The 26772-nt window shown below is 63.8% G+C and carries 32 protein-coding genes; 22 read left to right on the forward strand and 10 right to left on the reverse strand.

Translation table 11 applies throughout. From position 1 onward, the window contains the following. Positions 1–208: 208 nt before the first annotated feature. The 8 genes from A9K71_RS15250 (at position 209) to A9K71_RS15285 (ending at position 6487) form a co-directional block, all read left to right on the forward strand. Positions 209–850, forward strand: coding sequence for a hypothetical protein (locus tag A9K71_RS15250; RefSeq protein WP_066997012.1), 642 nt, complete (start codon positions 209–211; stop codon positions 848–850). A 3-nt stretch (positions 851–853) separates the two neighbouring features. Continuing rightward, positions 854–1378, forward strand: coding sequence for a hypothetical protein (locus A9K71_RS15255; RefSeq protein WP_066997015.1), 525 nt, complete (start codon positions 854–856; stop codon positions 1376–1378). A 55-nt stretch (positions 1379–1433) separates the two neighbouring features. Further along, complete coding sequence (locus tag A9K71_RS32070; RefSeq protein ID WP_066997018.1) at positions 1434–1643, forward strand: hypothetical protein; 210 nt, start codon at positions 1434–1436, stop codon at positions 1641–1643. Between the two features lie 381 nt (positions 1644–2024). Further along, positions 2025–2393 (forward strand): hypothetical protein, encoded by a 369-nt coding sequence (locus A9K71_RS15265; RefSeq protein WP_245299635.1) that lies wholly within the window; start codon positions 2025–2027, stop codon positions 2391–2393. A gap of 120 nt (positions 2394–2513) precedes the next feature. Further along, positions 2514–2969, forward strand: coding sequence for a hypothetical protein (locus A9K71_RS15270; RefSeq protein ID WP_066997024.1), 456 nt, complete (start codon positions 2514–2516; stop codon positions 2967–2969). Between the two features lie 417 nt (positions 2970–3386). After that, positions 3387–5369, forward strand: coding sequence for a hypothetical protein (locus A9K71_RS15275; protein WP_066997027.1), 1983 nt, complete (start codon positions 3387–3389; stop codon positions 5367–5369). A gap of 11 nt (positions 5370–5380) precedes the next feature. Next, the gene (locus A9K71_RS15280) at positions 5381–5821 is read left to right on the forward strand and encodes a hypothetical protein (protein WP_128373186.1); all 441 of its coding nucleotides are present in this window, start codon (positions 5381–5383) and stop codon (positions 5819–5821) included. Positions 5822–5857: 36 nt separating this feature from the next. Then, positions 5858–6487 carry a hypothetical protein gene (locus A9K71_RS15285; RefSeq protein ID WP_128373185.1) on the forward strand — a complete coding sequence of 210 codons (630 nt, stop codon included), beginning with the start codon at positions 5858–5860 and terminating at the stop codon, positions 6485–6487. 2 nt (positions 6488–6489) lie between these two features. Here A9K71_RS15285 and A9K71_RS15290 read toward each other — a convergent pair whose 3' ends face one another. After that, positions 6490–6669 (reverse strand): hypothetical protein, encoded by a 180-nt coding sequence (locus tag A9K71_RS15290; RefSeq protein WP_066997036.1) that lies wholly within the window; start codon positions 6667–6669, stop codon positions 6490–6492. 680 nt (positions 6670–7349) lie between these two features. On the opposite strand from A9K71_RS15290, the gene A9K71_RS15295 reads away from it, so the two are divergent. The 7 genes from A9K71_RS15295 to msrA all read left to right on the forward strand — a co-directional run bounded on the left by A9K71_RS15295 (position 7350) and on the right by msrA (position 10256). Then, complete coding sequence (locus A9K71_RS15295; protein ID WP_082980536.1) at positions 7350–8081, forward strand: glycosyl hydrolase 108 family protein; 732 nt, start codon at positions 7350–7352, stop codon at positions 8079–8081. Then, a complete protein-coding gene (locus tag A9K71_RS15300) occupies positions 8078–8287 on the forward strand; it encodes a hypothetical protein (RefSeq protein ID WP_066997039.1) in 210 nt (69 codons plus the stop codon). The genes A9K71_RS15295 and A9K71_RS15300 overlap by 4 nt, the downstream gene beginning before the upstream one ends. Before the next feature lie 99 nt (positions 8288–8386). Next, positions 8387–8626, forward strand: a complete 240-nt coding sequence (locus tag A9K71_RS15305) for an ABC transporter permease (protein ID WP_066997042.1) — start codon at positions 8387–8389, stop codon at positions 8624–8626. Then, positions 8611–8805 carry a hypothetical protein gene (locus tag A9K71_RS15310; protein WP_066997044.1) on the forward strand — a complete coding sequence of 65 codons (195 nt, stop codon included), beginning with the start codon at positions 8611–8613 and terminating at the stop codon, positions 8803–8805. The genes A9K71_RS15305 and A9K71_RS15310 overlap by 16 nt, the downstream gene beginning before the upstream one ends. After that, positions 8805–9128, forward strand: coding sequence for a hypothetical protein (locus A9K71_RS15315; RefSeq protein ID WP_066997047.1), 324 nt, complete (start codon positions 8805–8807; stop codon positions 9126–9128). The genes A9K71_RS15310 and A9K71_RS15315 overlap by 1 nt, the downstream gene beginning before the upstream one ends. 146 nt (positions 9129–9274) lie before the next feature. Further along, positions 9275–9526, forward strand: coding sequence for a hypothetical protein (locus A9K71_RS15320; protein ID WP_066997050.1), 252 nt, complete (start codon positions 9275–9277; stop codon positions 9524–9526). Positions 9527–9737: 211 nt separating this feature from the next. Beyond that, positions 9738–10256, forward strand: coding sequence for a peptide-methionine (S)-S-oxide reductase MsrA (gene msrA / locus A9K71_RS15325; protein ID WP_066997053.1), 519 nt, complete (start codon positions 9738–9740; stop codon positions 10254–10256). A gap of 124 nt (positions 10257–10380) precedes the next feature. Here the strand turns inward: msrA and A9K71_RS15330 are convergent, their stop codons facing one another. Next, positions 10381–10575, reverse strand: coding sequence for a hypothetical protein (locus tag A9K71_RS15330; RefSeq protein WP_066997056.1), 195 nt, complete (start codon positions 10573–10575; stop codon positions 10381–10383). A 166-nt stretch (positions 10576–10741) separates the two neighbouring features. On the opposite strand from A9K71_RS15330, the gene A9K71_RS15335 reads away from it, so the two are divergent. Continuing rightward, positions 10742–11011: a hypothetical protein gene (locus A9K71_RS15335; RefSeq protein WP_095778311.1), complete on the forward strand. Its 270-nt coding sequence runs from the start codon at positions 10742–10744 to the stop codon at positions 11009–11011. 35 nt (positions 11012–11046) lie between these two features. Here A9K71_RS15335 and A9K71_RS15340 read toward each other — a convergent pair whose 3' ends face one another. From A9K71_RS15340 to A9K71_RS15350, 3 genes are all read right to left on the reverse strand, one after another. Then, entirely contained in the window at positions 11047–11592 is a 546-nt protein-coding gene (locus tag A9K71_RS15340) for a hypothetical protein (RefSeq protein WP_066997064.1), read from the reverse strand. A 561-nt stretch (positions 11593–12153) separates the two neighbouring features. After that, entirely contained in the window at positions 12154–12606 is a 453-nt protein-coding gene (locus A9K71_RS15345; RefSeq protein WP_066997067.1) for a GFA family protein, read from the reverse strand. A gap of 92 nt (positions 12607–12698) precedes the next feature. Further along, complete coding sequence (locus A9K71_RS15350; RefSeq protein ID WP_066997170.1) at positions 12699–12989, reverse strand: hypothetical protein; 291 nt, start codon at positions 12987–12989, stop codon at positions 12699–12701. A gap of 600 nt (positions 12990–13589) precedes the next feature. On the opposite strand from A9K71_RS15350, the gene A9K71_RS15355 reads away from it, so the two are divergent. Together A9K71_RS15355 and A9K71_RS15360 are read left to right on the forward strand one after the other, a co-directional pair. Further along, positions 13590–14816, forward strand: a complete 1227-nt coding sequence (locus A9K71_RS15355; RefSeq protein WP_066997070.1) for an anion transporter — start codon at positions 13590–13592, stop codon at positions 14814–14816. A gap of 189 nt (positions 14817–15005) precedes the next feature. Next, positions 15006–15236 carry a hypothetical protein gene (locus A9K71_RS15360; protein ID WP_066997074.1) on the forward strand — a complete coding sequence of 77 codons (231 nt, stop codon included), beginning with the start codon at positions 15006–15008 and terminating at the stop codon, positions 15234–15236. 178 nt (positions 15237–15414) lie between these two features. On the opposite strand, the gene A9K71_RS15365 is transcribed toward A9K71_RS15360, so the two are convergent. Beyond that, the gene (locus A9K71_RS15365; protein WP_066997077.1) at positions 15415–16473 is read right to left on the reverse strand and encodes an aminopeptidase; all 1059 of its coding nucleotides are present in this window, start codon (positions 16471–16473) and stop codon (positions 15415–15417) included. A gap of 499 nt (positions 16474–16972) precedes the next feature. On the opposite strand from A9K71_RS15365, the gene A9K71_RS15370 reads away from it, so the two are divergent. Then, positions 16973–18130 (forward strand): sulfite oxidase, encoded by a 1158-nt coding sequence (locus A9K71_RS15370; RefSeq protein ID WP_066997173.1) that lies wholly within the window; start codon positions 16973–16975, stop codon positions 18128–18130. Between the two features lie 135 nt (positions 18131–18265). Here the strand turns inward: A9K71_RS15370 and cyoD are convergent, their stop codons facing one another. Genes cyoD through cyoA form a run of 4 tightly spaced genes read right to left on the reverse strand, consistent with a single transcriptional unit; the run spans position 18266 to position 22309 of the window. Beyond that, complete coding sequence (gene cyoD / locus A9K71_RS15375; protein ID WP_066997081.1) at positions 18266–18676, reverse strand: cytochrome o ubiquinol oxidase subunit IV; 411 nt, start codon at positions 18674–18676, stop codon at positions 18266–18268. Beyond that, complete coding sequence (locus tag A9K71_RS15380; protein ID WP_066997084.1) at positions 18673–19392, reverse strand: cytochrome (ubi)quinol oxidase subunit III; 720 nt, start codon at positions 19390–19392, stop codon at positions 18673–18675. The genes cyoD and A9K71_RS15380 overlap by 4 nt, the downstream gene beginning before the upstream one ends. Further along, positions 19389–21392, reverse strand: coding sequence for a cytochrome o ubiquinol oxidase subunit I (gene cyoB / locus A9K71_RS15385; protein WP_066997176.1), 2004 nt, complete (start codon positions 21390–21392; stop codon positions 19389–19391). Before cyoB ends, A9K71_RS15380 begins: the two co-directional genes overlap by 4 nt. A 2-nt stretch (positions 21393–21394) precedes the next feature. After that, complete coding sequence (gene cyoA / locus A9K71_RS15390) at positions 21395–22309, reverse strand: ubiquinol oxidase subunit II (protein WP_066997088.1); 915 nt, start codon at positions 22307–22309, stop codon at positions 21395–21397. A 549-nt stretch (positions 22310–22858) separates the two neighbouring features. On the opposite strand from cyoA, the gene A9K71_RS15395 reads away from it, so the two are divergent. From A9K71_RS15395 to A9K71_RS15405, 3 genes are all read left to right on the forward strand, one after another. After that, on the forward strand, positions 22859–23458 hold the full coding sequence (locus tag A9K71_RS15395; RefSeq protein ID WP_245299638.1) for a LysE family transporter: 600 nt from the start codon (positions 22859–22861) through the stop codon (positions 23456–23458). An 82-nt stretch (positions 23459–23540) separates the two neighbouring features. Next, positions 23541–25655: an ABC transporter ATP-binding protein/permease gene (locus tag A9K71_RS15400; protein ID WP_082980539.1), complete on the forward strand. Its 2115-nt coding sequence runs from the start codon at positions 23541–23543 to the stop codon at positions 25653–25655. Positions 25656–25787: 132 nt separating this feature from the next. After that, on the forward strand, positions 25788–26762 hold the full coding sequence (locus A9K71_RS15405) for a nucleoside hydrolase (RefSeq protein ID WP_066997095.1): 975 nt from the start codon (positions 25788–25790) through the stop codon (positions 26760–26762). Positions 26763–26772 lie beyond the last annotated feature (10 nt).

Consider the following 26772-nt stretch of genomic DNA (forward strand, 5'->3'; position numbering starts at 1 on the left):
CACCCCCCCCTCTGGCCTGCCGGCCATCTCCCCCGCAAGGGCCCGCAAGGGGGGAGATCAGCTGGCGTCTTTGCTTTCGCCAATTGCCGACCTTGCAAGTGACAGTACATCGCCCGAACTGCCAATCTCCCCCCTTGCGGGGGAGATGTCCGGCAGGACAGAGGGGGTGCTGTCCCGCCGGCCTCTCCGTCCACCAAGGAACCCACACATGACACCCCATGCCGAAGCTCTCGGCAGGGCGCGGACGGCTGCGGATCTCGCCGCCGTCATCGCTCTGCTCGACACCGATCTCAGCGAAGCCGTCGCCAGCCGCCAAGACCTGAAGCAGGCGGAAGACCGCGCCATTTTCGGCGGCGGCGATCTCGCCGCCGCGCGCGCCGCGCTCGACGACTGCAACGATACGATCGCTGTGCTCGAAAAGACCATCGCCGCCGCCAGCGGCCGCCAGGCCACTGCGGCCCAAGCCGAGGCCCGCGCGGACATCGAGGCGCTCAGCGAGGAGATCGAAGGCAAGGCGGCGCTGCTCGGCGCGCGCTGGCGCGCCGCCCGCCGGCTGGTCGAGGAACTGCGCGAGGAGCTGTTCGAGGCCGACGCGCTGTCGCGGGCGATTGCCACCGCCAACGGCCTGTTCGACGCCGCCGGCCTGCCGAGCCGGAAGGTGAGCCTGGCCGCCGCCCGCCGCGCCGCCATGGCCGGTCCCCGCGCGGCCGCGCCAGCGCGCCTCAGCCGCGCCGGCCTGGCGGCCGACCGGCTGCTTCTTTCGCTGATCAGCTCCGGCGGCGCGCTCGACCCGCGCCCGGCGCTGCGCGCGCCCGTCGCTGGCGCAACCAAGAAACCCAAGCGAGGCTGAACCATGTGCACATTAGCCCTACTCGGCACGGCCATTTCGGTCGGCGGCGCCCTGATGCAGGGCGCCCAGCAGCAGCAATTGGCCAACTACCAGGCCAAGGCCTATGAGCAGCAGGCGCAGGCCGACGCGCAAAGCGCCGCCTTCGAGCGGAGCCAGGAGCGCCACAAGCAGGACCTGCTCGAAGCCCAGGCGCGTGCCCAGGCCGGTGCCTCGGGCGTCGGCATTGCCGGCTCGCCGACCGAAGTGCTGGCGGCGAACGCCCGGCAGGGGCAGGTCGACCTCGATGCGATGTTGTACGGCTCGCGGCTGCGCCAGAACAATCTCAACACCCAGGCCGCCGTCTCGCGCTTCCAAGGCAAGCAGGCGATGACCGCCTCGATCTTCAACGCTGGCAGCAGCCTCATCGGCGGCCTCTCCAAAATCTACGACCCGACCAAGAGTCCGAGTTCCGGCAGCCTGCAGTCGGGCAACGCCGTGATCGTCGGCGCCTCCCCCTTTTCCAGAGCAAGTTGGGCAGGGAACACCTGAATGGTACACATCATTCCTCTTTCCGTCGCCCAGCGCCGGCTCGACCGGCAATGCGGTGCAATATCCCCAGGGCTCGCCGATCGGCGGCGCCATGCAAGGGTTGGACGATCACCTCTCCGCCGTCGCCGAGCGCTACCAGCAGATGAAGGAACAGCAGGAGGCGTTCGATGCCGAACTGGCGCGCCGCTGGTTCGACGGCGAGATCGCGCAGGCCGAAGACGAGGCGACGGCGAACGCGCCGGCCGATGGCAGCGGGCCTGCATGAGGCCATGTATGGCCAGGTCGATCCGCACAATGGCCGAGTAGTGAAGACTGGCCTGTTCGACAGGCTGTTCGCCGCTGCCTTGCCGAACATGCCAGAGAGCCAGCGCGCCGCGCGGCCCAGACAGAGAAAGGCATGGGAATTATCCCCTTGAGATAGACGTCAAGGGGATAATTCCCTACAAATTTGCACCAGAAGGTAATTAAAAGCGAGTGGATGGATTTTTATCGATCTCATCCAACCGCCACTCGTCAGCAGGTAATTGATAAAGCCACCGAAATCGACAAAAAGTACGGGCATCTTTTCGACCCACCAATAGGTGAATGATGGAATATTTTTTGCGCAGATCCCGTTAGCGCTGGCGGAATGGATCGCGGAACTGTTATGGACAGAAGCGTGCATCCGCCGATCGTCAGCAAGCTCGTCTACCAGATCGATGGCTGGCCGGGCGATGTTCTCATAGAAAGCTTTCCTTGCTTTCTTGTGACAGAAGAGGCCAAGCGCGCCCTGCTAAAAGCCGGCTTCTCCGGTGCTAGATTCGCAGACGTCGAAATCACAATCTCCGACAATTTTCGCGACGTCTTTTCCAGCGTAAAGCTCCCGCCGCTTGTCTGGCTGCAGGTTGATGGAAAGGCAGGTCGTGACGACTTCGGCATCGCCTCGAATCTCCACCTCGTCATGTCGGAGCGCATCCTGGACGTTCTGGATGAACTGGGGCTTCCTTTGGCCAGCTTCAAACCGTTCGACGAATAGAGCACAGCTGGGCGGAGGATATGATCCGCCTCAAAACTGACTAGCCACTATTTGGGTCTGTCTCCGGTCAGTCGATAGAAAATAGTGCAGTGTCACCGTAATTCCTCCTATAGGTGATTAATGAAATACTTCTACGTAGAGCCGATTGTTGTGGGCGAACTGGATGAGGGTACTGTGATGGACGTAAGTGTGCATCCGCCGATCGTCAACAAGCTTGTGTTTCAAGTCGACGGCTGGCCCGGCGATGTTCTCGTAGCAAGCTTTCCTTGCTTTCTTATCACGGAGGAGGCCAAATTCGCGTTGCAGCAGGCCGGTTTCTCCGGTGCGACATTTGCTGACGTCGAAATCACAATTTCCGACAATTTTCGTGACGTTTATTCCGACGTTAAGATTCCGCCTCTTGTCTGGCTAAAGATAGAGGGAGAGGCCGGCCACTCCGACTTCGGTATTGCCTCGGATCTGCGACTCGTCATGTCGGAGCGTATCCTGGACGTTCTGGATGAACTGGGGCTTCCTATGGCTAGCTTCAAACCGTTCGACGATCGAAGTGGGCACACTGACCTAGGCAGAGAATGATGCGCCGCAAAGCCGATTCGTAACCATTTGAGGTGCCTTCGGGTTAGTCGCATAGAAATAATGCACTGTCACCGTAGTTCCGGTTCTCCGACCGAAGTGCTGGCGGCCAACGCCGGCAGGGGCAGGTCGACCTCAATGCGATGTTGTACGGCTCGCGGCTGCGCCAGAACAATCACAACACCCAGGCCGCCATTTCGCGCTTTCAGGAGCGCTGGCACCGCTGGCGGGGCGGCTGGAGCGGGCGCAATTTTGGATTCAGATGGCTCGGATACCGAGCGCGGACAGGCTCAATGAAGCTGTTGGCGAAAATCGCGGTGACAAAGAGCTGATTCCGGTGCGGCTACAAATCTAGCCGCGCGCTAATCCCGATCTTTTCAAGCCTCGCTTTCGCGGGGCTTTTTTCATGGAGCAAGCCCTATGGCCCGACCTGCAACTGCCGCCGTTCGCCTGTTGACCGGCGAACGCGAACCCGTGCGCCTGGCGACGATCGCAAACATCACCCTTTACGGCCTGCAGACCATCGACGGCGTGGCGGCCGAAGTCGGCGACCGCGTGCTGGTCAAGGATCAGGCCGACCAGACCGAGAACGGCATCTACACGGCGAGCGAGGGCCGGTGGTTCCGCGCCGCCGACGCTCGCACGGCGCGCACGATGCAGAAGGGCACGACCGTGCATGTGCAGGAGGGAACGGTCTCGGCCGATCGGGTCTATGCCTTCGAGGCGCTGGATCCGGCGATCGGCGCCGACCCGATCACGCTGAGCTTCTATCTGTCGCAGGACACTCTCGGCGACGCCGTCAACGCCGCGAATGCTGCTGCGGCGAGCGCTGCCGCGGCACTCACTTCCAAGAATGCCGCCGCCACCAGCGCCACCAATGCGGCTGGCTCGGCCACGGCCGCTTCCGGCTCGGCCACCGCCGCGTCCACTTCCGCCACCAGTGCGGCGACCAGCGCCACCACTGCCGGCAATTCGGCGACGGCAGCGGCCGGCTCCGCGTCCGCTGCTTCCGGTTCGGCGACCGGCGCCGGCACCTCGGCAAGTGCCGCCGCCGGCTCGGCAACGGCCGCGTCGGGCTCAGCAAGTGCCGCTGCCAGCTCGGCGACCAATGCGACGACCTCGGCCACCAACGCGGCGGCGAGCGCCGCCGCCGCGGCCAACGCCGTGGCGGCACTTGGCTACACCTTTTCCCCCAGCACCGCCGATGCCGACCCCGGCAACGGCACGCTGCGGCTGAACAATACCAGCGCCGCCTCGGCCACAGCCGCCTATATCGACAACCTCGATTCCAGCGGCGCCACGGTGACCGGCATCCTGGATACGTTCGACGACAGCACCAACCCGATCAAGGGCCAGCTCACGCTGCGCTCAAAGGCGTCAGCGGCAATCGCTTATGTCTACAGCGTCACCGGCTCGGTGGTGGACGGCGGCGGCTATCGCAAACTGACGCTCGCCTATGTCAGTGGCGCCGGCACCTTGCCCACGACCGCCGACGGCATCTGGCTGATCTTCACCCACGCCGGCGACAAAGGCGCGGATGGCCTTGGCAGCGGTGATTTTTCCGGGCCGGCGAGTTCGGTGACCGACAACATCGTGACCTTCGCCGGCACGACGGGGAAGGCCGGCAAGGACAGCGGGGTGGCGGTGGCGAGTTTGGCGCCGAAAGCAAGCCCCGCTTTCACCGGCACGCCGACGGCGCCGACACAGGCCGCCGGCGACAACAGCGCCAAGCTCGCCACCACCGCCTATGTGGACACGAGCTTCGCGCCGAAGGCCAGCCCGACATTCACGGGGACGGTGACGGTCCCGGATGGCAGTTTCTCGCCCGCCAAATTGGACAATGGCGGAGCCGTCAGTGTTTTCGGCCGGTCTGCCAATTCGAGCGGCGTGCGCGCAGACATTGCGGCTGCTGCCGACGATACGGTCCTGCGGCGTGTGTCTAGCGCTGTGGGGTTCGGGCAGATCACGACCGGCATGGTTCCGGCTGGCGTGCTGACTTATGCGATGCTTGCTTCCGCGGCAATAGCCTCGAATAGCGAATTTCAGCTCGGCACTGCGGGCAAGCTCCTGTCCGCGGCGGCTCTGAAGACGACCGTGGCCTACCAGGCGCTCACCTCGAGTGCGACGGTCACGTGGGACATGTCGCTGGGCAATAATGCTTCTGTGGCGCTATCCACGAACGCCACCCTTGGCAATCCAACTAATGCGAATCCGCTCTTTGGCTTCGTGTTGAAGGCCACGGCCGTTACTTCCGCCCGCACCCTGGGCCTTAGCGCCAACTTCGCGGTTGCTACCGGCGTCGAAGGGTTCCCTATCACAATCGGCACATCGGAAACCGTCTTCCTTGTCGGCTTCGTCGACACCACCAGCCGGATCGTCGTCACCGGCGTCATCCGCACCTAAAGGAGTTGGAAATGTCCATTCTTGTTCGCAAGATCGATGACGTTTGGCAGGAGTGGCACGGCTCCTCGATCGTTATACAGATGATAGGCACCTACACCGCTGTTTACGGCGACGGTCGGCAGGTGGAAACGCCGTGCGACCCTTACCCCATCGAAATCCAGATGAACGGCGACAGCCTGCGCGGCTTCTATGATCAAGGCATCTGGGCCCTCGAAGAAGTGGAGGCCGTTGGCGGCAAAATCGCTGTCCCGTTCAATGCGCCAGACGGCAAGCAGACGGTGGGTTCACCCTCCTATGTTGAAACTGGTGCTGTCATCCAGCAGGTCTACGAAGTCGAGGACATCCCTCGGCCGCCAGCTCCTCCGACTGCCAAGGACAGGGTTACGGCTATGCTTGCCACCTACCAAATATCCGTCAGTGAGTTGAAGATCGTCTTGGAGCTTGATTTGTAGATGCTACCCGGTATTGCTCCACCTAAGGCTGGCCTATTGCTGCCCAGTAAGTCGTTCATCGCAACGGCATACAACGATATTTCATTGTCGAGTTATAACTTTACTGTCGACACGGGAGCGGCGACTGAGCGCAGCGTTGTTTGTGAGGTGCTGGGATCAGGCAACTCGGGCTCCATTACCTCGATCTCCGGAACTATTGCCGGCGTCGCTTTTTCCATCCTCGTGGATACGATAGTGGCGTCGACCTACGCAGCCATCGTCGCAGCCAAGCTGCCATCAAGTATAGCGGCGGGCAACCAAACCGTTAGCATCGTCTGCGGCGCATCTTGGGGTGCACAGATGATGTCGATCGCGTCTTACCGGTGCCTTAACCTCAGAAGCTTAGTCCCGACCGCAACCCTGGTTAGTAGCGCCAATCCGGGCACAGGTACCATCAACGTCGACGACCACGGTCTTTTGTTCGCCTGCGCGCGCTGCGGCAATTCAGCTCCAACCTATACTTGGGCGGGCATCACAGAAGAATATGACTTTACAGTCGGAACGTCGGGCCGATCAGCGTCGGGTGGGAGCTATCAAGCTAATGCGGCGGAAGTGGGCAGAATGGTCACGGCAACGCGAAGTGTGACTGGCATCAACTACGGTTTGGTTGCCGCTGTCCTACGTTAGAGTTACCAGATTCGCCACGCGATGATGCAAAGCATGGCAAAGCAAAGCCAGAGAACGAGACGGATCTCGAACATCGCTTGCGCCCACTGATAGGGCGGGGGCGAAGGAATTTCTTCCTCAGCCTCGAACCTTTCTTGCGCGGCTATCCAAGTCTTCTCTCCCTTGGTCGGGCGCTTTTCCATGAATGGTGTCTCTCTACATCTTCCGCGCCAACTCTTATCGGTAAACCCCAGCCCAACTGGCGTTCCCGATATCCGTCAGCACCTCAAAGGAATACCCGGAACCATACCAGCCTGCCGCTTGGACGGAAAGGAAAGGGCGAAGCATTTTGTAGAAAAAGGGGCGTCGACCGACAGATCGTTTCGCCCGAAAGCGGTTACGAGCAGGATCATCGCGCCCATTCGGTTGCACAGGTCGAGGAACGCGAGGCAAGCGTAGGAGCCACTGTTTCCTAGAACCCGTTGGCAGGCTGTGCTTACCGCAAGCTCTCCACCGCACACCCCTCAGCCACCCGAACCCCACCCGTCCCTTCGCACTCCGCGCAGCGCACACTCACCCCCGGACATCTGTGCTGATGCGTTCCCGCCGGGCAGCAGTGGCCGTTGGAACTGCGCCATCTTGGGCATTCGAAAATCGTGCCGGTGCCGCCGCAGTCCTGGCACTCGCCCATTTCGGGTAACATCAAACCCATCTTGCCCAACCCCTCGGCGTGAACGCCTCAACCCCACGAACCGGCGGAGCCCAACCGCCGTCTCCTGACATTGCCACACGGCAATTAAGGTTTTTCTAAAGAACTGAATCGGCGCGAACGCAAGTCGCCGGCCGAGCTTTTCCCACCAACCAGCAAGCCAAGGAGCCTCTCATGGACCGCAACTTCGCGCGGGCGCTTGCGCTCGTGCTCAAATCCGAAGGCGGCTGGTCGGACAGAAAAGCTGATCCCGGCGGCGCCACCATGAAGGGCGTCACACTCGCGAACTTCCGCCGCTACGTGAAGGCCGACGCCAGCAAGGGCGATCTGAGGAAGATCACGGACGGCCAGGTGGCCACCGTCTATCGGCGATTCTACTGGGACGCCGTATCCGGCGCCGAGCTCCCCGACGGCGTCGACTATGCCGTCTTCGACTTTGCCGTGAACAGCGGGCCGGGCAGGGCGGCGAAATACCTCCAGGCAATGCTCGGCGTCGCCCAAGACGGCCGCATCGGGCCGGCGACGCTCGCCGCGGCCCGGGCGAAACCCGCCGGCGTCGTCATCGACATGCTTTGCGATGCGCGGCTTGCCTTCCTCCAGCGGCTGCCGATCTGGCCGACCTTCGGCAAGGGCTGGAGCGCGCGCGTCGCCTCGGTGCGCTCCGAGGCGCTGCTCATCTCGGCGCAGCCGGAGGCGCCGCTTCAATCCTCGTCGCGGGTTTCGGTCGCTGACGCCGCGCAGCCGGCCATCAACGCCTCTGGCGGCGACGACGCCCCGCCGGCCGCTTCGCAGCCATCGCCTCGCAGGGCCGCCGGCGTTCTCGCTTTCGTCGCGCTGGCGCTCGGCTCAGCCGCCGCCTGGGCCGCGCATCTTCCCTGCAATCTCTTCGGAGTGTTCTGCCAATGATCGGGGTCATCATCCGCATAGCGCTGCGCTACGGAGCCGGCGTGCTCGTCGCGCGCGGCCTGCTGGGCGCCGGGGACGCCGAGGCGCTCTCGGCCGATCCCGACATCCAGATGGCGCTCGAAACCGCCCTCGGGCTGGCGCTCAGCTTCGCCGCCGAGGCCTGGTACGCGCTCGCCCGCAAATTTCACTGGTCGAAAATGAGGTAGCAAAATGGTCGAGGTCTTCACCGAACTCATTCGCCAGGCTTTGCCTTGGGTCACCGGCGCGCTGCTCCTGATCGCGGCGCTCGTCGTGTGGTGGCTGGCATGACGACGCTCTTGTCCTTCCTCTTCGGCAATCCGGCGATTCTGGGCGTTCTGGCGTCCTTCATTGCCGCACTTGGTTGGGGCTTTCACCAAAGGCTTGCCGGGGCGCGGGCCGAGCGCGACCGGCAGGCGGCCGGCGAGGCGGCAGCCCGCGATATCACTGCCCAGGTCGATAACGAAATCGGCGCGCAGCCCGCCGGTGCGGTCAAGAAGGAGCTGAAGTCATGGGCAAGGGACTGATCGCCGCCGCCGTCGTCGCAGCGCTCTGCGGCTGCACCACGGCCAAGGGCGGTTTCTGCGCGGTTGCCTCACCGTTGCGTCTTTCCGGCAAGGCCGTCGAGACGCTGTCGAACGAGGAGGCGCGGACGCTTCTCGCCCACAACCGCAAGGGCGAAAAACTCTGTGGCTGGAGGCCCTGATGCACGACATCTTCGATCTGCTCGGCGTCAAGGGCCAAGTGGTGGCCGCCGGGCTCGCCGGCGGGGTGCTCAGGGCACTGTCGCGCCATCGCTACAAGTTGCGCGAGATGATCGCCTCGCCGATCTGCGGCGCCTTGGCCGCCGCCTATCTGACGCTCCCCACGGTCGCTTGGGTCGAGGCCAGCGGCCTGCCGATGCCCGACGCCGCCGACGACACCACCACTCTAGCCGCCGCCTTCCTGATCGGTGTCTCGGCCATGTGGATTTCGGACATCGTGTTCGAGGTGCTGGTGCGGCGCTTCAGGCCCGCACCAGAAGAATGAGCGGCGCGGAATGGGAGCCGTGCCGATCGGTACCGAGCATTGGCGACATCGGCCGGCAAGAATTCTGCCAATCGCGATGAACCAATTCGCGTGGCCATGCGACGCATCGGTGCAAATGAACACCCGTGTATCCATGGAGATTTTCGATGCCTGCAATCCTTCGCAATGCACTTCTCGCCGCCCTGGCCGTATCCACCCTGGGTGGATCCGCGATGGCCGGCCAGCAGATCTACGAATGCGACAACACGCCGACCAACAAGCTCTGGGCCGGCCGCTGTTGCGGCGTCGGCGACGCGAATTGCCTCGGTGGTGAAAGCCATGGCCATGACCGGGGCAATCCCGGCCGGGGCAACAATGGCGGAGGCGACAACGGCAGGGGCGATAAAGGGCCCAAGTGAAGCTGGCGCTCAGCCCGAGGCTCGCCGGTTTGCTCGACCGGCGAGCAATCGGCGCAGACTGGGGCACCGTGGTTCGGTCAGTTTCCCTGCCAGTCGCCCTTTTCCAGGCGCCTTTCCCGTCGCCTTTTTCAGGCGCCTTTTCCAGGTGCTTGAGCCGCTGGAAGAAGCGGGCCACAATCCCCACTTATGGAGAAATCCAAGGAGGTTTGACATGGCTTCTTCCGAACGCGCGGTCCTTGCCGGCGGCTGCTTCTGGGGCATGCAGGATCTGATCCGCCGCTTGCCCGGCGTGATCTCCACCCGTGTCGGCTACAGCGGCGGCGACGTGCCGAACGCAACCTACCGCAATCACGGCACCCATGCCGAGGCGATCGAGATCGTCTTCGATCCGACCAAGACCAGTTTCCGCACGCTGCTCGAGTTCTTCTTCCAGATCCACGATCCGACGACTAGGAACCGTCAGGGCAACGATGTCGGCACGAGCTACCGCTCGGCGATCTTCTATACCAACGACGAGCAGAAGCGGGTGGCCGAAGACACCATCGCCGATGTCGACGCCTCGGGTCTCTGGCCAGGCAAGGTCGTCACCGAGCTCGCTGCGGCCGGTGCCTTCTGGGAGGCCGAGCCCGAACATCAGGATTATCTGGAGCGCTACCCCAACGGCTATACCTGCCATTTCGTTCGGCCGGGCTGGAAGCTGCCCGTCCGCGAAAAGGCCGCCGCATCATAAAATTAGGGCTGCGCAGCAGCCGTATTCACTATCACGCCCGCCGTGCCGCAAGGCCTGGCGGGCTTTTTTGCGTTCCGGGCGCAAGCCCGCACCTCGCCGGCATGCTCCGGCTGGAATTGTGGCCTTAGCCCTTGGCCCGGCGGTTCTCGTTTTCGTGGCTGCCGATCCAGTGGGCTCGGATGCGGTCGCTGGCTTCAAGGTAAGCCATGTCGATGAGATAGGTCAGAAGCCTTTCGCCATCGGCCTCAGCCTTCTGGCGAAGCTCGCGCAAGATGCCCTGCGCAAACTGCAGGTTTTCCATTTTGCTCGGCTGGTCCATCGGTGCCCCCAATGTCTGCGTGGAAGTTTGGCTCACTATACTTGTACGAAGGTTGTCGGCTGGCTCGCGGCCAGGCTGCGCCCGGTTGCACCTACGCTCGATCAATGAAGCTGTTGCACATCGCGCGAAAATGTCGATATTTTACGCCCCCAATCGGATGGCGAATATGCATGAAGACGAGGGCAGCACTCCCGACAAGCTGCAAGCCATGCTTGACGTGATTGCCAGGAGCGAGCCCGCGAGCGGGAGCGGACAGGCCGATCTCGGCAGGCTGCAGGCCGATGCCGCCAAGGCCGCCAACGTGCTGATCGAATTCTACGGCGACGCCGCCCTCGAGCGAGCCAAGCTTATCGAGCGCCGCTCGCCCCACTCGCATTTCGCGCGCTTGGTGACGGCCGAGATAAGCAGGCGCGGCAGGCTTCCGCCCAGAAGCTAGCCCGGAACCCGGCCGAGAAACTGATAAAGATCGCCTCAGGACGATTTGCGCCTCCTCGATCTCTCGCCAAGCCTTTGCAGGATCTCTTCCTGGATGTTGTCCAGCAGGTAAGAAAGCATGTCGTCCCCGATCGACTGCGCGATTTCCCTGGCCTGCTCGACATGTTCATGGATTTCGCGCAGCGAGTGATCCTCGCCCGCGGCATCCTGCGTCAGGTCGATGAACCAGCCGGGATAGAGCGCTGCCTCGCCCATGTCATCGACATAGCACTGGCCGACGGCAAGGATCTTGCGCAGCCCCATCTTTTCCGAGCGGACCTTGTAGACCTCGCGAAAACCTGACCTGCGCTCGATCGCCTTGCGGATCGCCAGCCGAACCCGCGGCCGATCGTCCCGCTCTATGCTTTGCATGCACCGCTCCAGCGGCGCGCCGTGCGAGAACTCCTCGAGCGTCAGGTCGAAATAAGCGGACAGATTCGCGTCCCCATAGATGCGGTCGCGCTTGATGTCCCAGGTCCAAAACCCGTCGATCGGTGGATACCGCATATGCAGGTTGCGGCTGCGTTGAGGCGCCAGTGTCATGAAAACCGCCCCGTTCGGTTTCAGGATTCGCCAGTACTATGTCTTAAAATCAAAAAGAAACAAAGGTGAGTTTTTGTACAAGGCAGGAAAATAATTGGGCCTGCCGCTTGCTTGCATAGCTACGCCGCGTAGTTGGCATCATCCAGGAAATACGGATGGTGAAAAATTTTCTCTGGCCGAAACAATTTTCATTTCCGTGTCGCAAATGAAGCCGGTGCTTCACGCGCGAACGAAGCTTTCGAATCTAAGACAACATCAAAAGCTGTGTTCGCCCGGACGCAACGCCTGGCTGGACATACTATCCATCTTGTAAGGCCGGCGCGGCAATGCTGGTGTTGCCTGAGCCGCGCCGGCCGAAGCGGCCTCCAAACGGTTTCGCCGCGCCGGGGATGCTAGCGGCCGCTGCCGCGCCGGCAAACCGACCGTTGGTTGAAAATGCCCGACTTCCAGAAGAAGACAAGGCCCTCGCGCTCAGCGTCCGGTCGTTGAGGGGCATAGGCGCCGGCTCGCTGGACCGATGCGTCTTTGCTCTGCGACTTAAGCCTTACTGGCATTCGGCATTTAGGCCGATTCGCGATAGGGCTCCCGCACGGCCTCCGGCTCGGCATCATCGGCCGCCGACTCAGCGACGGTCCGGTCATGCTCGAATTGGCTTGCCTCGGGCAGAGGATGCAACCACTGCTCGCGCCGACCGATCCACAATTCGTAGCTGGGCTCAAGCCCTTCGGTCGGCACGACATCCAGGCTGCCGATCATCACCTCGGCCTCGTCCTCGCGAACCGACGGCAAGCGGCTGCCGCAGGTTGGACAGAAGCTTCGTCCGCCATAGGTGCTGGTGATACCCGCGCTTTCGAATGCCTGGCGCGGCCATATGGCAAAAGCCTGATACGCCGATCCGCTGGTCTTGCGGCAGTCCTTGCAATGGCAAAGTCCCACCCTCAGCGGCTCCCCGGTAACCCGGAACTGGACACCGCCGCACAGGCAGCTGCCGCTACGCATGACGTCGTTGAGCATGGCCGTTCCTCCTGCAGCCGGGACATTGGTGTCACCATCCGCTACAATTCGCATGCCGCCTCAACTGTTCCACAGCGCGGTCGGTGCGTCGCTCAACCGGGGAAGTCGAAGACCGGTTCCTCGCAGCGGTAGACGCGGCATGGACCGTCACGGGTCGGAACCGCGACCGACATCGGGACTTCCGGCCAGTCGCACTCATTGCCGAATTGGCGCACGAAACGATCATAAGTGTTGGGCCCGGTGGTCAGCACGGCGGCATGCCGGCGCTGGATCAGCGCCTGCGTCTCGCCACAGGTCATGGCGCGTGTGTCGGGCCGCGCATCGGCGGCGCCCACGGTCCATAACATCGTGCCGGCAACAAGGGCGTTCGTCAGGCTTTTCATCGAGGCGCCAGCTTTCAGTGATCGCTTTTGCGGTACGAATATGGCTCGCCGCCGGAACACCGCAAGGCTTTCGAACAGCAAGACGCCGCCGATGACGATGTCTGCGCAACCGGCCTTGTCGCGGTCGGACGGACGGCGAAGCGACGGTCAGCGCCACGTCGGTAAGAACCCGGTCAGGCATTCTGGCCTCCCGATCCGCCGCATTCCAGGCAGACCACACTGTGTCCCGGACAGCTCAGCCGGTGCGTTCCTTCCGGGCAGCAATGGCCGTTGGAGGCGACCCAGCGGGCGCAAATGAAAACTTTCCTGGCGCCATGGCAGCGCCGGCATTCCGCCGAGGGCATCAGATTCTCGTTTGGCGAGACGCGATGCTCCGCTTCAACGACCGCGTTCATCCATTTAGTCCCCAACGACTGGATTGTCGGTCCTGTTTTTCTCAAGACATTACATTAGCTATCCGAGATATAAAAGCCCCGGACGGATGACGAAAGTTTCATCCCTCGACCCTTTCCCTTTGCGCTGCCGTTGCTAAAGCTCGTCCGGCAAAGGGCCCCCGAGCAGATTCCGCCGGGTGAGGGCAGGCAACGGGATCTTCCTGCAATGACATGGACCGGCGCGGGAGCGCTTTTCATCCTGGTAGCCACCTATGCCGGCGTTGCCGTCGGCCGTATTCCGGGCTTCAGGCTGGATCGCGCCGGCATCGCGCTGCTCGGTGGCGCCGCCATGATCGCCATCGGCGCGATCGGCATGGAGGATGCCTACCGCGCCATCAATTTCGACACGATCACGCTTTTGCTCGGCATGATGATCGTGGTCGCGCATCTGAAAGTGTCGGGCGCGTTCCGGGCGCTCGGCGGCTTCGCCATTGAGCATGCGCACGCGCCCTTCATGCTGCTCGTCATGGTGACGCTTCTGACCGGAGTGCTTTCGGCCTTTCTGGTCAATGACGCGATCTGCCTGGTGATGGCGCCGATCGTCGTCCACGTCACCCGCGTTATCCGGCGCAACCCGGTTCCCTATCTGATCGCCACCTGCACGGCCTCCAACTGCGGCAGCGTCGCCACCATCACCGGCAACCCGCAGAACATGGTCATCGGCGCGCTCTCGGGCATTTCCTATCCGGCCTTCACGGCGGCGCTCGCGCCGGTGGCGCTGTTCGGCCTTGTCGCCGTCATCGTCATTGTCCGCATCGTCTACCGCGGCGAATTCTCTCGCCCCGCCGAGCTCAGCCCCGAGGTCTATCGCGGCCGCATGCTGCCGGGACAGGTGCTGAAGGCGACCATCGTCTGCGTGGTGCTGGCGTTCGCCTTCTTCGCTGGCGTGCCCGTCGCCAAGGCGGCGCTCATTGCCGGCGCTTTCCTGCTCGTCACCCGCGCGATCAAGCCGCACCGCATCTACCACGAGATCGACGGCCCGCTGCTCTTCACGTTCGCCGGACTGTTCGTGGTCGTGGCGGGCGCCGAGCGCACGCTGCTCACCCCCGACATGATCGCCGCGGCGAAGAATATGGGCCTCGACGATGTGTGGCGGCTCTCCGGCTTCACCGCGGCGCTTTCCAACGTCATGAGCAATGTGCCGGCGGTGCTGGCGCTGAGGCCGTTCATCCCGGGCCTCGAAAACCCCCATCGCGCGTGGCTGGTCGTGGCGATGAGCTCGACGCTCGCCGGCAATTTCACGCTGCTCGGCTCGGTCGCCAACCTCATCGTCGCTGAGCAGGCGAGGGCGGCGGGCAAGGAACTGTCCTTCGCAGCTTTCTTCAAGGTTGGTTTGCCGCTGACGCTGTTGACGCTGGCCTTCGGCACGGCGTGGCTGGCGCTCACTTCCTAGCCGTTGGACGCCTTTACGTGGGGGCGATCGCGTCGGCGTGGGCGATCACGCCGGAAAACGCCAAGCAGCTGGCGGGGAGAATAGGGCAGGGTTCTCCTGAGAGGTGAGTGCGACAAGGACCCATGGAGCCTTGTTTTTGTTTTCAGGCCCGGTTAAGCCGCCGCGCAATCAACCGAAGGACGACATAAAGTGAGCGAACCGACCGTGGCCGAAGCGACCGAAAGCATCTATGCCTCGATCCGCGCGGACAACGCCGACATCGATGCGCATATCGCGACGCTCAAGGCGGCGATGGCGCGGGAAGGGCTGAAACAGGCGGTGTTCGAGCCGGCCAAGCTGGCGTACAACAACCGCGCGGGCCGCAAGCTGATGCAGGCCTATTTCCGCCAGCGCGGCGTGACCGTGACGTTTTCGAGCTAGGGGCCGCGCGCCGACCGGGCGCCGCTGTTGCGACGAGGCTCCGCAAGAGGCCTTTTTGGGCGTCGCGGCACCGCGCGGCTGCCTAAGGGCAATCGCATATGGCGCGCCCTGTGTGATGGGCTGCCCGAGTTGGCTTCGCTCATGTCGGGTACGCGCGGCCGGCCCCTGCCTGTTCGCGTCAATCGCACGCCGCCACGGTCTTCAGCGTCTGCGCGCGCGAAGGTCTGGGCAAATTCCCGATCCTTCGAACGGCGGCGTAGAACCTTGGATAGTCGCCGGAGCACAAGTCGAACAGGCGAAGAAACGCCGGAACCTGTTCGCCATAGACGGCAGTCGCGGCGAGCTTTGCGTTGTTGATCGGGCTATCGAACCAGGCGTCATAGCCCCGGTATCCGGCCCAGCGCGTATCGCGCATGCGCCGGTAGCGCATCCGCAGCCTGTCGATCGCGGCTGCTTTGGCAGCGGCCATCTGCTGCGGGCTACGCGGACTTCCATAGACTTGCCGCAACTCGTCCCGGGTTTTCGCTATCAGGCCGAGAAAATCGGCGCTGCGCTTGCGATTGGCTTCGTAGCGGCGCAATCCCGCGCGATTGCCGGTGGCGCGGAGCCATTTCCTGACGCCGGTGGTTTCGACCGAAACCGCGAAAGCCTCGTTGAACGCGGAGTCGCCGTTCACATAGATTTTCTGATGCGCCAGCTCATGGAAGACCAGGCTTGCGAGATAGGTGTCGTCCTGACGCAGCATGGTGCTGAGCAGCGGATCGCTGAACCATCCGAGCGTCGAATATGCGGTGACTCCCGAGACGTAAACGTCCAGCCCTTGTCGCTGCAGTTCGGCAGCGCTCTCAGCCGCCGATTTCCGGGAAAAGTAACCCCGGTACGGAACGCAGCCGAAGACCGGAAAGCACCATGTTACGGGCGTGAGCGAGAATTGCGGCGCGGCAAAAACCGCCAAGGTCACAGCGTCCCGGCCGATGTCGACATAGCTGCTGTAACTGCTGTTTTCGGGCAGCGCCAGTTCATCCGTGGCAAAGCGGCGTATGGCGCTCGCCGACGTCAGCTTGACGCGCAATGCCTCCGGCGTTGCGGGGTCGCGGATCAGCTTGCCGACATTCTTGCGCGCCGCCATGATCTCAACATGGCCCTCCAGCGACTGCGCGTAGTAGGAAATGCTGGTGCACCCGGCCACGCCGGCCGCCAGGATCGCCGCGGCAAGCAATCGAAAAACGCGCCTCACAGCCTGCCCACCGCCTGTTTGTCTCCCCGTGGAGCACGTGTCCCCATTTGACCCCGAGTCTCAAACAGGCCCGCCGATCTTCGTCAAGACCTGGTGGGACGTCACGGGTCGGACTTTGGCAGGATCGGCAACGCCTCAGAGCTGACATCGGTGCTGACCAGGTCCATGCCGTTCACAAGATGCAACGCATCAATCGTCGGCGGCATTCAAGCTGGAGCACGATGCAGGTATCGAGTCCTGATGCGAAGATGCGAGCCCTTGCCCTCGCCACGACGACAGATAGGGCGTATAGTTGAAGACCGCCGGCTCGGACCTGACACGCCGGCGCATTGAGAGCGGGAGACGTCGCTTCAACTAGGGCGCACTTCCAACTCGGGGGTTGTTCCACGCGCTCTCATCATTGCCCGCCGCGTCCGGCTTCTGCTTTGCGCGATCGCGGTCGCTATTCGCATTTACTCACTGAAGGAGAACTGAGCTTTTCACTGGAGGAGAAGTGATCATGCATTACCTTCCCAGACGTGAATTCATGGTTCGAGGAGGGGCAACGCTCGTGGCGCTGGCGTCCTTTCAATCGCGGATTGCCTATGCTTTTCCAACCCGGGCCGGCGAGGAAGTCATCAAATGGCTCGATCAGCTGCCGCCAAACCCGGTTCCGCAAGTCATCAAAAATCAGTTGGTGTGGGAGGATCTCGATTCCTGGGTGACGCCCAACGACAAGTTCTTCTCAATCGCGCATTTCGACCGGCCGGTCATCGACGAAAGCACGTGGAAGCTCGAAATTGGCGGGTCCGTCAAAAAGCCGACAGCCCTGACGCTTGCCGACATCAAGGCTCGACCACGCCAGGAAGTCACGTTCACGGTCGAATGTTCGGGCAATACTGGCCTGCCGTTCTTCAATGGCGGGATTGGCAATGCTCGCTGGGCGGGCACGCCGCTCGCCCCGATTCTTTTGGAGGTCGGCGTCCTCGACAGTGGTATCGAGATTGTCTTCTGGGGCACCGATAAAGGTGAAATCAAGCGAGCCGACGACGTCAAGTTTACGCAGAACTTTGCGCGCAGCATGTCGCTCGCCGACGCCTTGGACCCCAAAAATATCCTCTGCTACGAGATGAACGGCACTGCCTTGCCTGCTGATAACGGGTTCCCGCTGCGGCTGATTGCGCCGGGCTGGTACGGGATCGCGAACGTGAAATGGCTCAAGCGTATCGAAGTCAGGGAACAACGCTTCGTGAACCAGTTCATGGGACGCGATTATGTCACGCTGCGCGAGGAGGAGCACAACGGAGAGACGGTATGGATGGAAACCTCTGTCGGGAGGGCGCGCCTGAAGTCTGCGCCGGCCCGGGTCACTCATATCGGCAATGATTACCGGATCGTCGGGGCGGCCTGGGGCGCGCCGATCGAGCGGGTCGAGGTGAAGATCGATGACGGCCCATGGATGCCGGCGACCATCGATGAAACCGAAAAGGCGGACTTCGCTTGGAAGATATGGTCCGTCGACTGGCCCAAGCCCTCCGCCGGGGAGCACACAGTCACCTCGCGCGCCGTTAGTACCGGAGGGCAGGTCCAACCCGCAATGGACGATCCCATCATTGCCAAGAAGCATACCTACTGGGAAAGCAACGGTCAGGTGACGCGACGCATCGCCATTCACTGACCGGCGGGAAGTCTATAAAACCCTCTCACATCGATGTGACCCCATGCTTTGGCATGGGGTCATGACGTCGATCGGGCCGGCTGTGACGGTGGCGACCCACACCGGAGAACGCCTCTGCCGGCGGGTTGAGCCGCGTTATGGCATCATCCTGGCCTGATGGGCGCTCATCGGAGGCATGTTCAGGTTGAGATGGGCCATGATCCATACCGAGCCGATCACGACCAGCGCGACGATCAGCACGCCGAAGGCGAGCGCGAGCACGTTGTTGGTGTTGTCGGGCCCAGTGGTCAGGTGCAGGAAGAAGACCAGATGCACGCCCATCTGCGCGATCGCCAGCACCACCAGGGCCGAGATCACCGCCGGCTGGTAGATCAGGCCGGTCTGCGCCGCGAGGAAAGAGGCGATGGTCAGCAGGATCGCCAGGCCGAAGCCGAGCAGGTAGCCGGACAGCCCTCCCGCCAGCTCATGCTCGGTGATGCGCTCCTCGCCCGGCGCCGAATCGCGGCGGTCGAGTTCCTCGTCGGTCCGGCTGTCGATGTCGCTCATGGCGACGCTCCCAAGAGATAGACCAGGGTGAAGATGGCGACCCAGATAATGTCGAGCGCGTGCCAGAACAGGCCGAGGCAGTGGAGCCGGCGCAGTATTTCCGGCCGGAAGCCCTTCACCCAGAGCTGAGCCATCATGGTACCGAGCCAGAGCAGGCCGAGCCCGACATGGGTGCCGTGGCAGCCGACAAGGGCGAAGAAGGCTGACAGGAAGGCGCTGCGCGAAGGGCCTGCCTGCTCGCTCGCCATCACCGCGAATTCCTGCACCTCGAGGAACAGGAAGGCAGCGCCGAGCAGGCCGGTGACCAGAAGCCAGAACTGGGTGGCGGCCATCGACCGGCGCTGGGTCGCGAGCGTCGCCAGCCCGCCGGTGAAGCTCGATGTGAGCAGCAGCCCCGTTTGCGCCGCAACGCGCGGCAGCTCGAACAGCTCCTTACCGGATGGCCCGCCGGCGGTCGCCGTCGACAGGACCGCATAAGCGGCGAAGAAAGCCGAGAACATGATGATGTCGGACAGGAGGAAGATCCAGAAGCCGTAGGCCACGGTGACGAACTTCGAGGCCGGGCCGCCCTGGCCGTGGCCGGTCGCCGAGAGCAGGCCATGGCCGTGTCCCGCATGGCCGTGACCCCCATGACCGTGTCCCCCATGACCATGCCCGCCTGACCGTCCAACCCGGTAGGGATCGCGCGCCGCGCTGCCGGCCGTGATGTCGCTCATGCCACGCGCTCCCGTCTGCGCAGCCAGGCAAGCTGTGCGGCCCTGCCGTCGCGGTCTATGCGCTCGACTTCCTCCGCGGAGACTTCGTAGTCGCCGTGCTCTCGCCAGGCGAAGACGACGAAAGTGATATAGGCGCCGATGAAGCCTACGATCGCCAGCCACCAGATGTGCCAGATCAGGGCGAAGCCGATCAGCGTGCTGAAGAAGGCGGTGACGAAGCCGGTCGGGCTGTTGCGCGGCATTTCGATCGGCTCATAGCTTTCGTCCTCGCCGGGCCTTTGCTCCTCCATCGCCCGCTGCTTGATGGTCCAGTAGGGTTCCTCGTTCTCGACATGCGGCAGCCGCGCGTAGTTGAAGAAGGGCGGCGGGGAGGATGTCGACCATTCCAGCGAGCGGCCGTCCCAAGGGTCGCCCGTTTCGTCGCGCAATTCGTCGCGATGCCTGATCGAGACGACGAGCTGCGCGACCTGGCAGGCGGCGCCGACGATCATCACCACTATGCCGAAGGCCGCCACGACCAGCCACGGCGTCCACAGGTCCATGTCGATATGCTGGAGACGGCGCGTCATGCCGAGCAGGCCGACGATATAGAGCGGCACGAAGACCAGCACGTAGCCGGCAAGGGTGAACCAGAACGCGGCCTTGCCCCAGCCCTCATGCAGCCGGAAGCCGAAGGCTTTCGGGAACCAGTAGGTGAAGCCGGCGAAGGCGGCGAACAACACGCCCGAAATGATCACATTGTGGAAATGCGCCACCAGGAAGAGCGAATTGTGCAGCATGAAGTCGGCCGGCGGAACGGCGAGCAGCACGCCGGTCATGCCGCCGATGATGAAGGTGGTGACGAAGCCCAGCGCCCACAGCATCGGCGTGTCGAAGCGCACGCGCCCGCCATACATCGTGAAGAGCCAGTTGTAGATCTTGACCCCGGTGCCGACCGCGATGACCGAGGTGGCTATGCCGAAGGCGGCATTGACGTCGGCCCCGGCGCCCATGGTGAAGAAGTGGTGCAGCCAGACCATGAAGGAGACGATGCAGATGAACAGCGTCGCCGCGACCATCGACCGGTAGCCGAACAGCGGCTTCGATGAGAAGGTCGAGAAGATCTCGGAATAGATGCCGAAGGCGGGCAGCACCAGGATGTAGACCTCCGGATGGCCCCACGCCCAGATCAGGTTCATGAACATCATCTGGTTGCCGCCGGCTTCGTTGGTGAAGAAATGGAAGCCGAGGTAGCGGTCGAGCGTCAGCATGGCGAGCGTGGCGGTGAGGATCGGGAAGGCCGCGACGATCAGCAGGTTGGAGGCGAGCGATGTCCAGCAGAACATCGGCATGCGCAGATAGCCCATGCCCGGCGCGCGCATCTTGAGGATGGTGGTCGCCAGGTTGACGCCGGTGAGCAGCGTGCCGACGCCGGAGATCTGGATCGACCAGAGATAATAGTCGACGCCGACGCCCGGCGAGTAGGTCGTCTCCGACAGCGGCGCATAGGGCAGCCAGCCGGTGCGGGCGAACTCGCCGACGACGAGCGAGATGTTGACCAGGAGCGCGCCGGTCGCCGTCAGCCAGAAACTCACCGAATTCAGCGTCGGAAAGGCGACGTCGCGGATGCCGAGCTGCAGCGGCACGACGAAGTTCATCAGCCCGATGACGAAGGGCATCGCGGCGAAGAAGATCATGATCGTGCCGTGGGCCGAAAAGACCTGGTCGTAATGCTCGGGCGGCAGGTAGCCCGGCCCGTGGATGGCGAGCACCTGCTGCGTGCGCATCATCACCGCATCGACGAAGCCGCGCAGCAGCATCAGCGCCGCCAGAACGATATACATGACGCCGATGCGCTTGTGGTCGACCGAAGTTATCCATTCGTCCCAGAGATAGGGCCAGTATCCTTTCACCGTGACCCAGATCAGCACCGCGGCGGCCGCCAGGAAGACGATGAGGGCGGCGCCCAGCGGGATGGGCTCATCGAAGGGAATGGCAGACCAGTCGAGCTTGCCGAGCATCGTCATCCTCCCGCTTTCGGCTGCGGCTGTTGGGCAGGTGCCGGCGTCCCGGCCTTGGGCTGGGCCTTGGGGCTTACCTGCGGCTCGCCGGCGGCGGTTTCGGCGGGACCCGGACCGGGCGGCAGCGTCTGGCGCACGATCGCGTCGAACAGGCCGTCCTGCACGACGCCGAACGAGGCCGGCGGCACGTTGATGCTCTGCCGGGCAAGCTCGCCATAGGCGCGGGCGTTGAGCACGCCGCCGGCGCCATGCAGCGAAGAGGCCCAGCGCGCAAATTCGTCCGGCGGGACGGCGCGCACGCGGAAATTCATGTCGGAAAAGCCATCGCCGCTGAAATGCGCCGACAGGCCGAGATAGTCGCCCTCGCGGTCGGCCTGCAGGTTGAGCTCGGTCTGCATGCCGTTCATGACATAGATCATGCTGCCGAGCTGCGGCACGAAGAAGGTGTTCATCACGCTGGCCGAGGTCAGCTTGAAACGTACGGGAACGCCGGCCGGGATGACCAGCTGGTTGACCGTTCCGACGCCCTGGTCGGGGTAGAGGAACAGCCATTTCCAGTCGAGCGCCACCACCTGGATGTCGAGCGGCGGCTGGCTGGAGGCGATCGGCCGGCGCGGGTCGAGATGGTAGGATCCGTAATAGATCAGACCGCCGAGGAAGAGGATGGTGAGCGTCGGGATCGACCAGACGATCAGCTCGATACGCCCCGAATAGGTGAATTCCGGCTCGTAGCGCGCGTTGCGGTTGGAGGCACGGAACATCCAGGCAAACAAAAGTAGCGCCACCAGCGTCGGAATGACGATGACCAGCATGACCGCCAGCGAGTTGAGCAGGATCGTGCGGTTGCCCGCCCCGATCGGGCCCTGCGGGTCGAGCACCCCGCCCGCGCAGCCCGAGAGCGTTGCGATCAAGCCCATCCAGAGCGGCGAGCGGCCTCGCCTTGGTCTAGGGAAGGAAAGCACTGGAACGGATCATGCTTGGCGCGAGCGGATCGGCGGGACGTCTTGACTGTGGGCGGCGCGTCGTCGACGCCGCTGGGCCGCGGCGCGGCCGGAAACAGACTTCGCGGCCAGTCCGGCTGGGCCGTGATCCTTCAAAAGCTCGCGCCTGCGAGGGTCGCGTTCTGCGGCAGCTTTCATCTGAAGTCTCCCCGTGTGCAGAGGCACTTCCGCCATATACCGTACGACTGCTGAACACGGCTGCCAACCCAAGCAGTTGCCGCTTGTTCCGCAAAAGGCGGTGTTTTGCCCGATGGCTGGACGGGCCGCGGAAGACATAGGGCGCGGCTCCTGCCTGACCAGACGCCGTCTGGGCATGCTCGCGCTCGCCGATCGCCCGCCAGGATGGTGACAAGGCGCGCGGCGCGTGCATTGTACTGCGCAGGCAATTGCAGCCGACCTGCGGAGGAAGCCTTGTCCGAGATTGCAACCATCCTTTCCATCCTTGGCGTTTTCCTGCTGGGGGCGATGAGCCCGGGGCCGAGCTTCGTCGTCGTCTCGCGCATCGCGGTGGCCGGCGAGCGCACGGATGGCCTGGCGGCGGCGATCGGCATGGGCATCGGCGGCTTCATCTTCGCCATCATCGCGGTCGCGGGCCTGACCGCGCTGCTCGTCCAGGTCGCCTGGCTGGACATTTTCCTGCGCGTCGCCGGCGGCGCCTATCTGCTGTGGATCGGCATAAAGATCTGGCGCGGCGCCAATCAGCCGATCGAGATCGCGAACGATGCCTCGGCGCGCGCCGGCTCGTTCTGGCGGGCGCTGTGTCGCGCGCTTCTGGTCCAGCTTGCCAATCCGAAGACGGCGATCTTCTACGCCTCGATGTTCGCGGCCATGCTTCCGGCCTCGCCGCCGCTCTGGATGCTCTTGGTCCTGCCGCCGCTGCTTTTCCTCAACGAATTCGTCTGGTACGCGGTCGTCGCCTTCGCCTTTTCCTCAAGCCGGCCGCGCGCGGCCTATCTCGGCACCAAGCACTGGATCGACCGCGCCGCCGGCGCCGCGGTCGGCGCGCTGGGGATCAAGCTGATGTGGGAAGGCATGGCCGCCGCGCGGCGGGGTTTTGCCGGGTGAGGTGAGGTCGAGGCCCGAGCGGGCAGGCAACATCTCTCGCCGAGATCGTGAAACCTTCTGATTTTTGAGCCGTTGTCGGCTGATGTCTGAAGCAAAGCTCAAGCCAAGATCGGCCGACGGCGCGCAGCCGCGCGGTGCCGGGAAGTCGCGCCTCGCAAAGACGGGCGCAGCGAAAGCACCCCCGGGCAAGACGCGGCCGGAAAAGTCGCCGCCGGAAAGCTTGCACCCGGAAAGACCCCGCGAAGAGAAGCCGCACCCGAGGCAATCGCTCGAGCAAGAGGAGCCGGCCGAAGCCACGCCGGAGGCCGTCGGCGAGCCGGCGCCGCCGCCGCCGGAATCCGTCGAGCCCGGTCCGAAGCTGACGCCCGAGGAGGCCGAGCAGGCGCGCAGGAAGTACCTCTTTAGGCGGTTCTGGATCAGCGGGCGCGGCTACTGGGGCCGGAATGGCGACAAGCTCGCATGGCCGTTTACGATTGGGCTGCTGGTGCTGATCTGCGTCAATGTCGGCTTCCAGTATGGCATCAATGTCTGGAACCGCGCCTTCTTCGACGCCATCGAGCAGCGCAATGTGCACACCGTCTATATGCTGAGCGCCGTCTTCGTGCCGCTGGTTGCCGGAAGCGCCAGCCTCGTCGTCGTTCAGGTCTACCTGCGTATGACGATCCAGCGCCGCTGGCGCTCCTGGCTCACCACATCTGTCATCGCGCGCTGGCTGGCCAGCGGCCGCTACTATCAGCTCAACCTCGTCGCCGGCGACCACTCGAACCCCGAAGCCCGTCTCACCGAAGATCTGCGCATCGCCACCGAGTCCCCCGTCGATTTCATCTCCGGCGTCCTCAACGCCTTTCTGGCGGCCTCGACCTTTATCGTCGTGCTGTGGACCATCGGCGGCGCGCTCACCTTGCCGCTCGGCCGCGAGAGCATCACCATCCCCGGCTTCCTCGTCGTCACCGCAGTCATCTATGCCGCCATCACCTCGACCTCGATGGTGGTCATCGGCCGCCATTTCGTGCAGCTTTCGGAGCGGAAGAACCAGGCGGAAGCCGAATTCCGCTATACGCTGACGCGCGTGCGCGAGAACGGCGAGAGCATCGCGCTGCTCGGCGGCGAGGCGGAGGAGCGCAGCGGAATCGACAGGAATTTCGGCCATGTGCTGAGGCAATGGGCGCTGCTGACCGGACAGCACATGCGCACCGCGATTGTCTCGCAAGGGTCGATGCTGTTCGCGCCGGTGGTGCCGGTGCTGCTCTGCGCGCCGAAATTCCTCGAAGGCTCGATGTCGCTCGGCCAGGTCATGCAGGCGGCCTCCGCCTTTGCCATCGTGCAAGGCGCGTTCGGCTGGCTGGTCGACAATTATCCGCGCCTGGCCGATTGGAACGCCTCGGCGCGCCGCGTCGCTTCGCTGATGATGTCGCTCGACGGGCTGGAGCGCGCCGAAGAGAGCGAGTCCTTTGGGCGCATCCGGCGCGGCGAGACGCAAAACGGCGCCATGCTCAGCCTGGACGATCTCTCCGTCACCCTCAACGACGGCACCGGCGTGGTCAAGGAGACGAAGGTCGAGATCAACCCGGGCGAGCGGGTGCTGGTCGCCGGCGAATCCGGCACCGGCAAGTCGACGCTGGTGCGGGCCGTCGCGGGCCTGTGGCCCTGGGGCGGCGGCAGCGTCAATTTCCATGCCGGCAAGCGGCTGTTCATGTTGCCGCAACGCCCCTACATCCCGACCGGCACGCTGCGGCGCGCGGTCGCCTATCCGGCCGCCGCCGACAACTGGACGGTGGACGAGATCGACGCCGCCCTCGACAAGGTCGGCCTCGGCTACCTGCGGGACAGGATCGAGGAAGAGGCGCCGTGGGACCAGACGCTCTCCGGCGGCGAAAAGCAGCGCCTCGCCTTCGCGCGCCTGCTGCTGCACGAGCCAGACATCGTCGTGCTGGACGAGGCGACCTCGGCGCTGGACGAGAAGAGCCAGGACAAGATGATGCAGACGGTGATCCAGGCTTTGCCGAAGGTCACCGTCATCAGCGTCGCCCACCGCGCGGAGCTGGAAGCCTTCCACAGCCGCAAGATCACGCTGGAGCGCCGCGAGGGCGGCGCGAAGCTGGTCAGCGATGTGGAGCTGGCGCCGCGCAGGGGCAAGCGCAACGTGTTCGCGCGGGCGCTGTGGGGGAGCGGGGCGAGAGGCGGCCAGGCCCGCTGAGGGCGGCATCAAGGCGGCAAGCGCGTCCGTTGTAGCGATCGACCGCAGGGGTCGCACTTCCGCCAGGCGGCAACCTTGACGTCACCAGAGGCCCCGGTCTGTAATCGCCGCAGGCCAGGGAGAGGCGACCCCATGGAAAAGATCATCCTCGACTGCGATCCGGGGCACGACGATGCCATCGCCATCCTGCTTGCGGCCGGCAACCCGAACATCGACCTTCTCGGCATCACCACGGTTTCGGGCAACCACAATGTCGAGAACACCACGCGCAACGCGCTCTCCGTCTGCACGGCCTACGGCATAAAGGTGCCGGTGGCGAAAGGCTCTCCCGGACCGCTGATCATCGACCAGGTGCTGGCCGTCGAGATCCACGGCGAGACCGGGCTGGACGGCCCGGAGTTGCCGCCCGCCTCGTTCGAGCTCGACCAGCGCCATGCCGTCGACTTCATCATCGAGACGGTCATGGCGCATGAGCCGAAGACGGTCACGCTGGTGCCGGTCGGGCCCTACACCAACATCGCTCTAGCCGTGCGCAAGGAGCCGCGCATCGTCGAGCGGGTGAAGCGGGTCGTCGCGATGGGCGGAAGTTTCACGCGCGGCAACATCACGCCGGCGGCCGAGTTCAACGTCTATGCCGACCCGGAGGCCGCAGACGTGGTGTTCCGCGCCGCTTGGGACGTCACCATGGTGGGGCTTGACCTCACGCACCAGGCCTTGGCCACCCCAGACCTGCAGGACAGGGTGCGCGCCGTCGGCGGCCCGATCGCCAAATTCATCCTCGACATCTGGGAATTCATCGCGACCACGCATGGCGGCCTGCTGCAGATAGCCTATCCCGCCGTCCATGACGCCTGCTGCGTGGCGGCGATGATCGATGCAGGCGTCTTCACCACCGAGAAGGCCGATATCCGCGTCGAGCTTGCCGGACGCTGGACCAAGGGCATGACGGTCTGCAATTTCGAGAGGCTGGGCGGCATGCGCCATTTCGGCGGCACGGCGAGCGAGCAGGTCGATTTCCGCAACACCGTGGCGATGAAGCTCGACCATGCGAAATTCTGCGACCTGATCGTCGATGCGCTCGAGCGCCTCACCAGTCAAAAGGCGTGAGGCGCTCCAG

The sequence above is a fragment of the Mesorhizobium sp. WSM3873 genome (assembly GCF_001672445.1).
Lineage (GTDB): Bacteria > Pseudomonadota > Alphaproteobacteria > Rhizobiales > Rhizobiaceae > Mesorhizobium.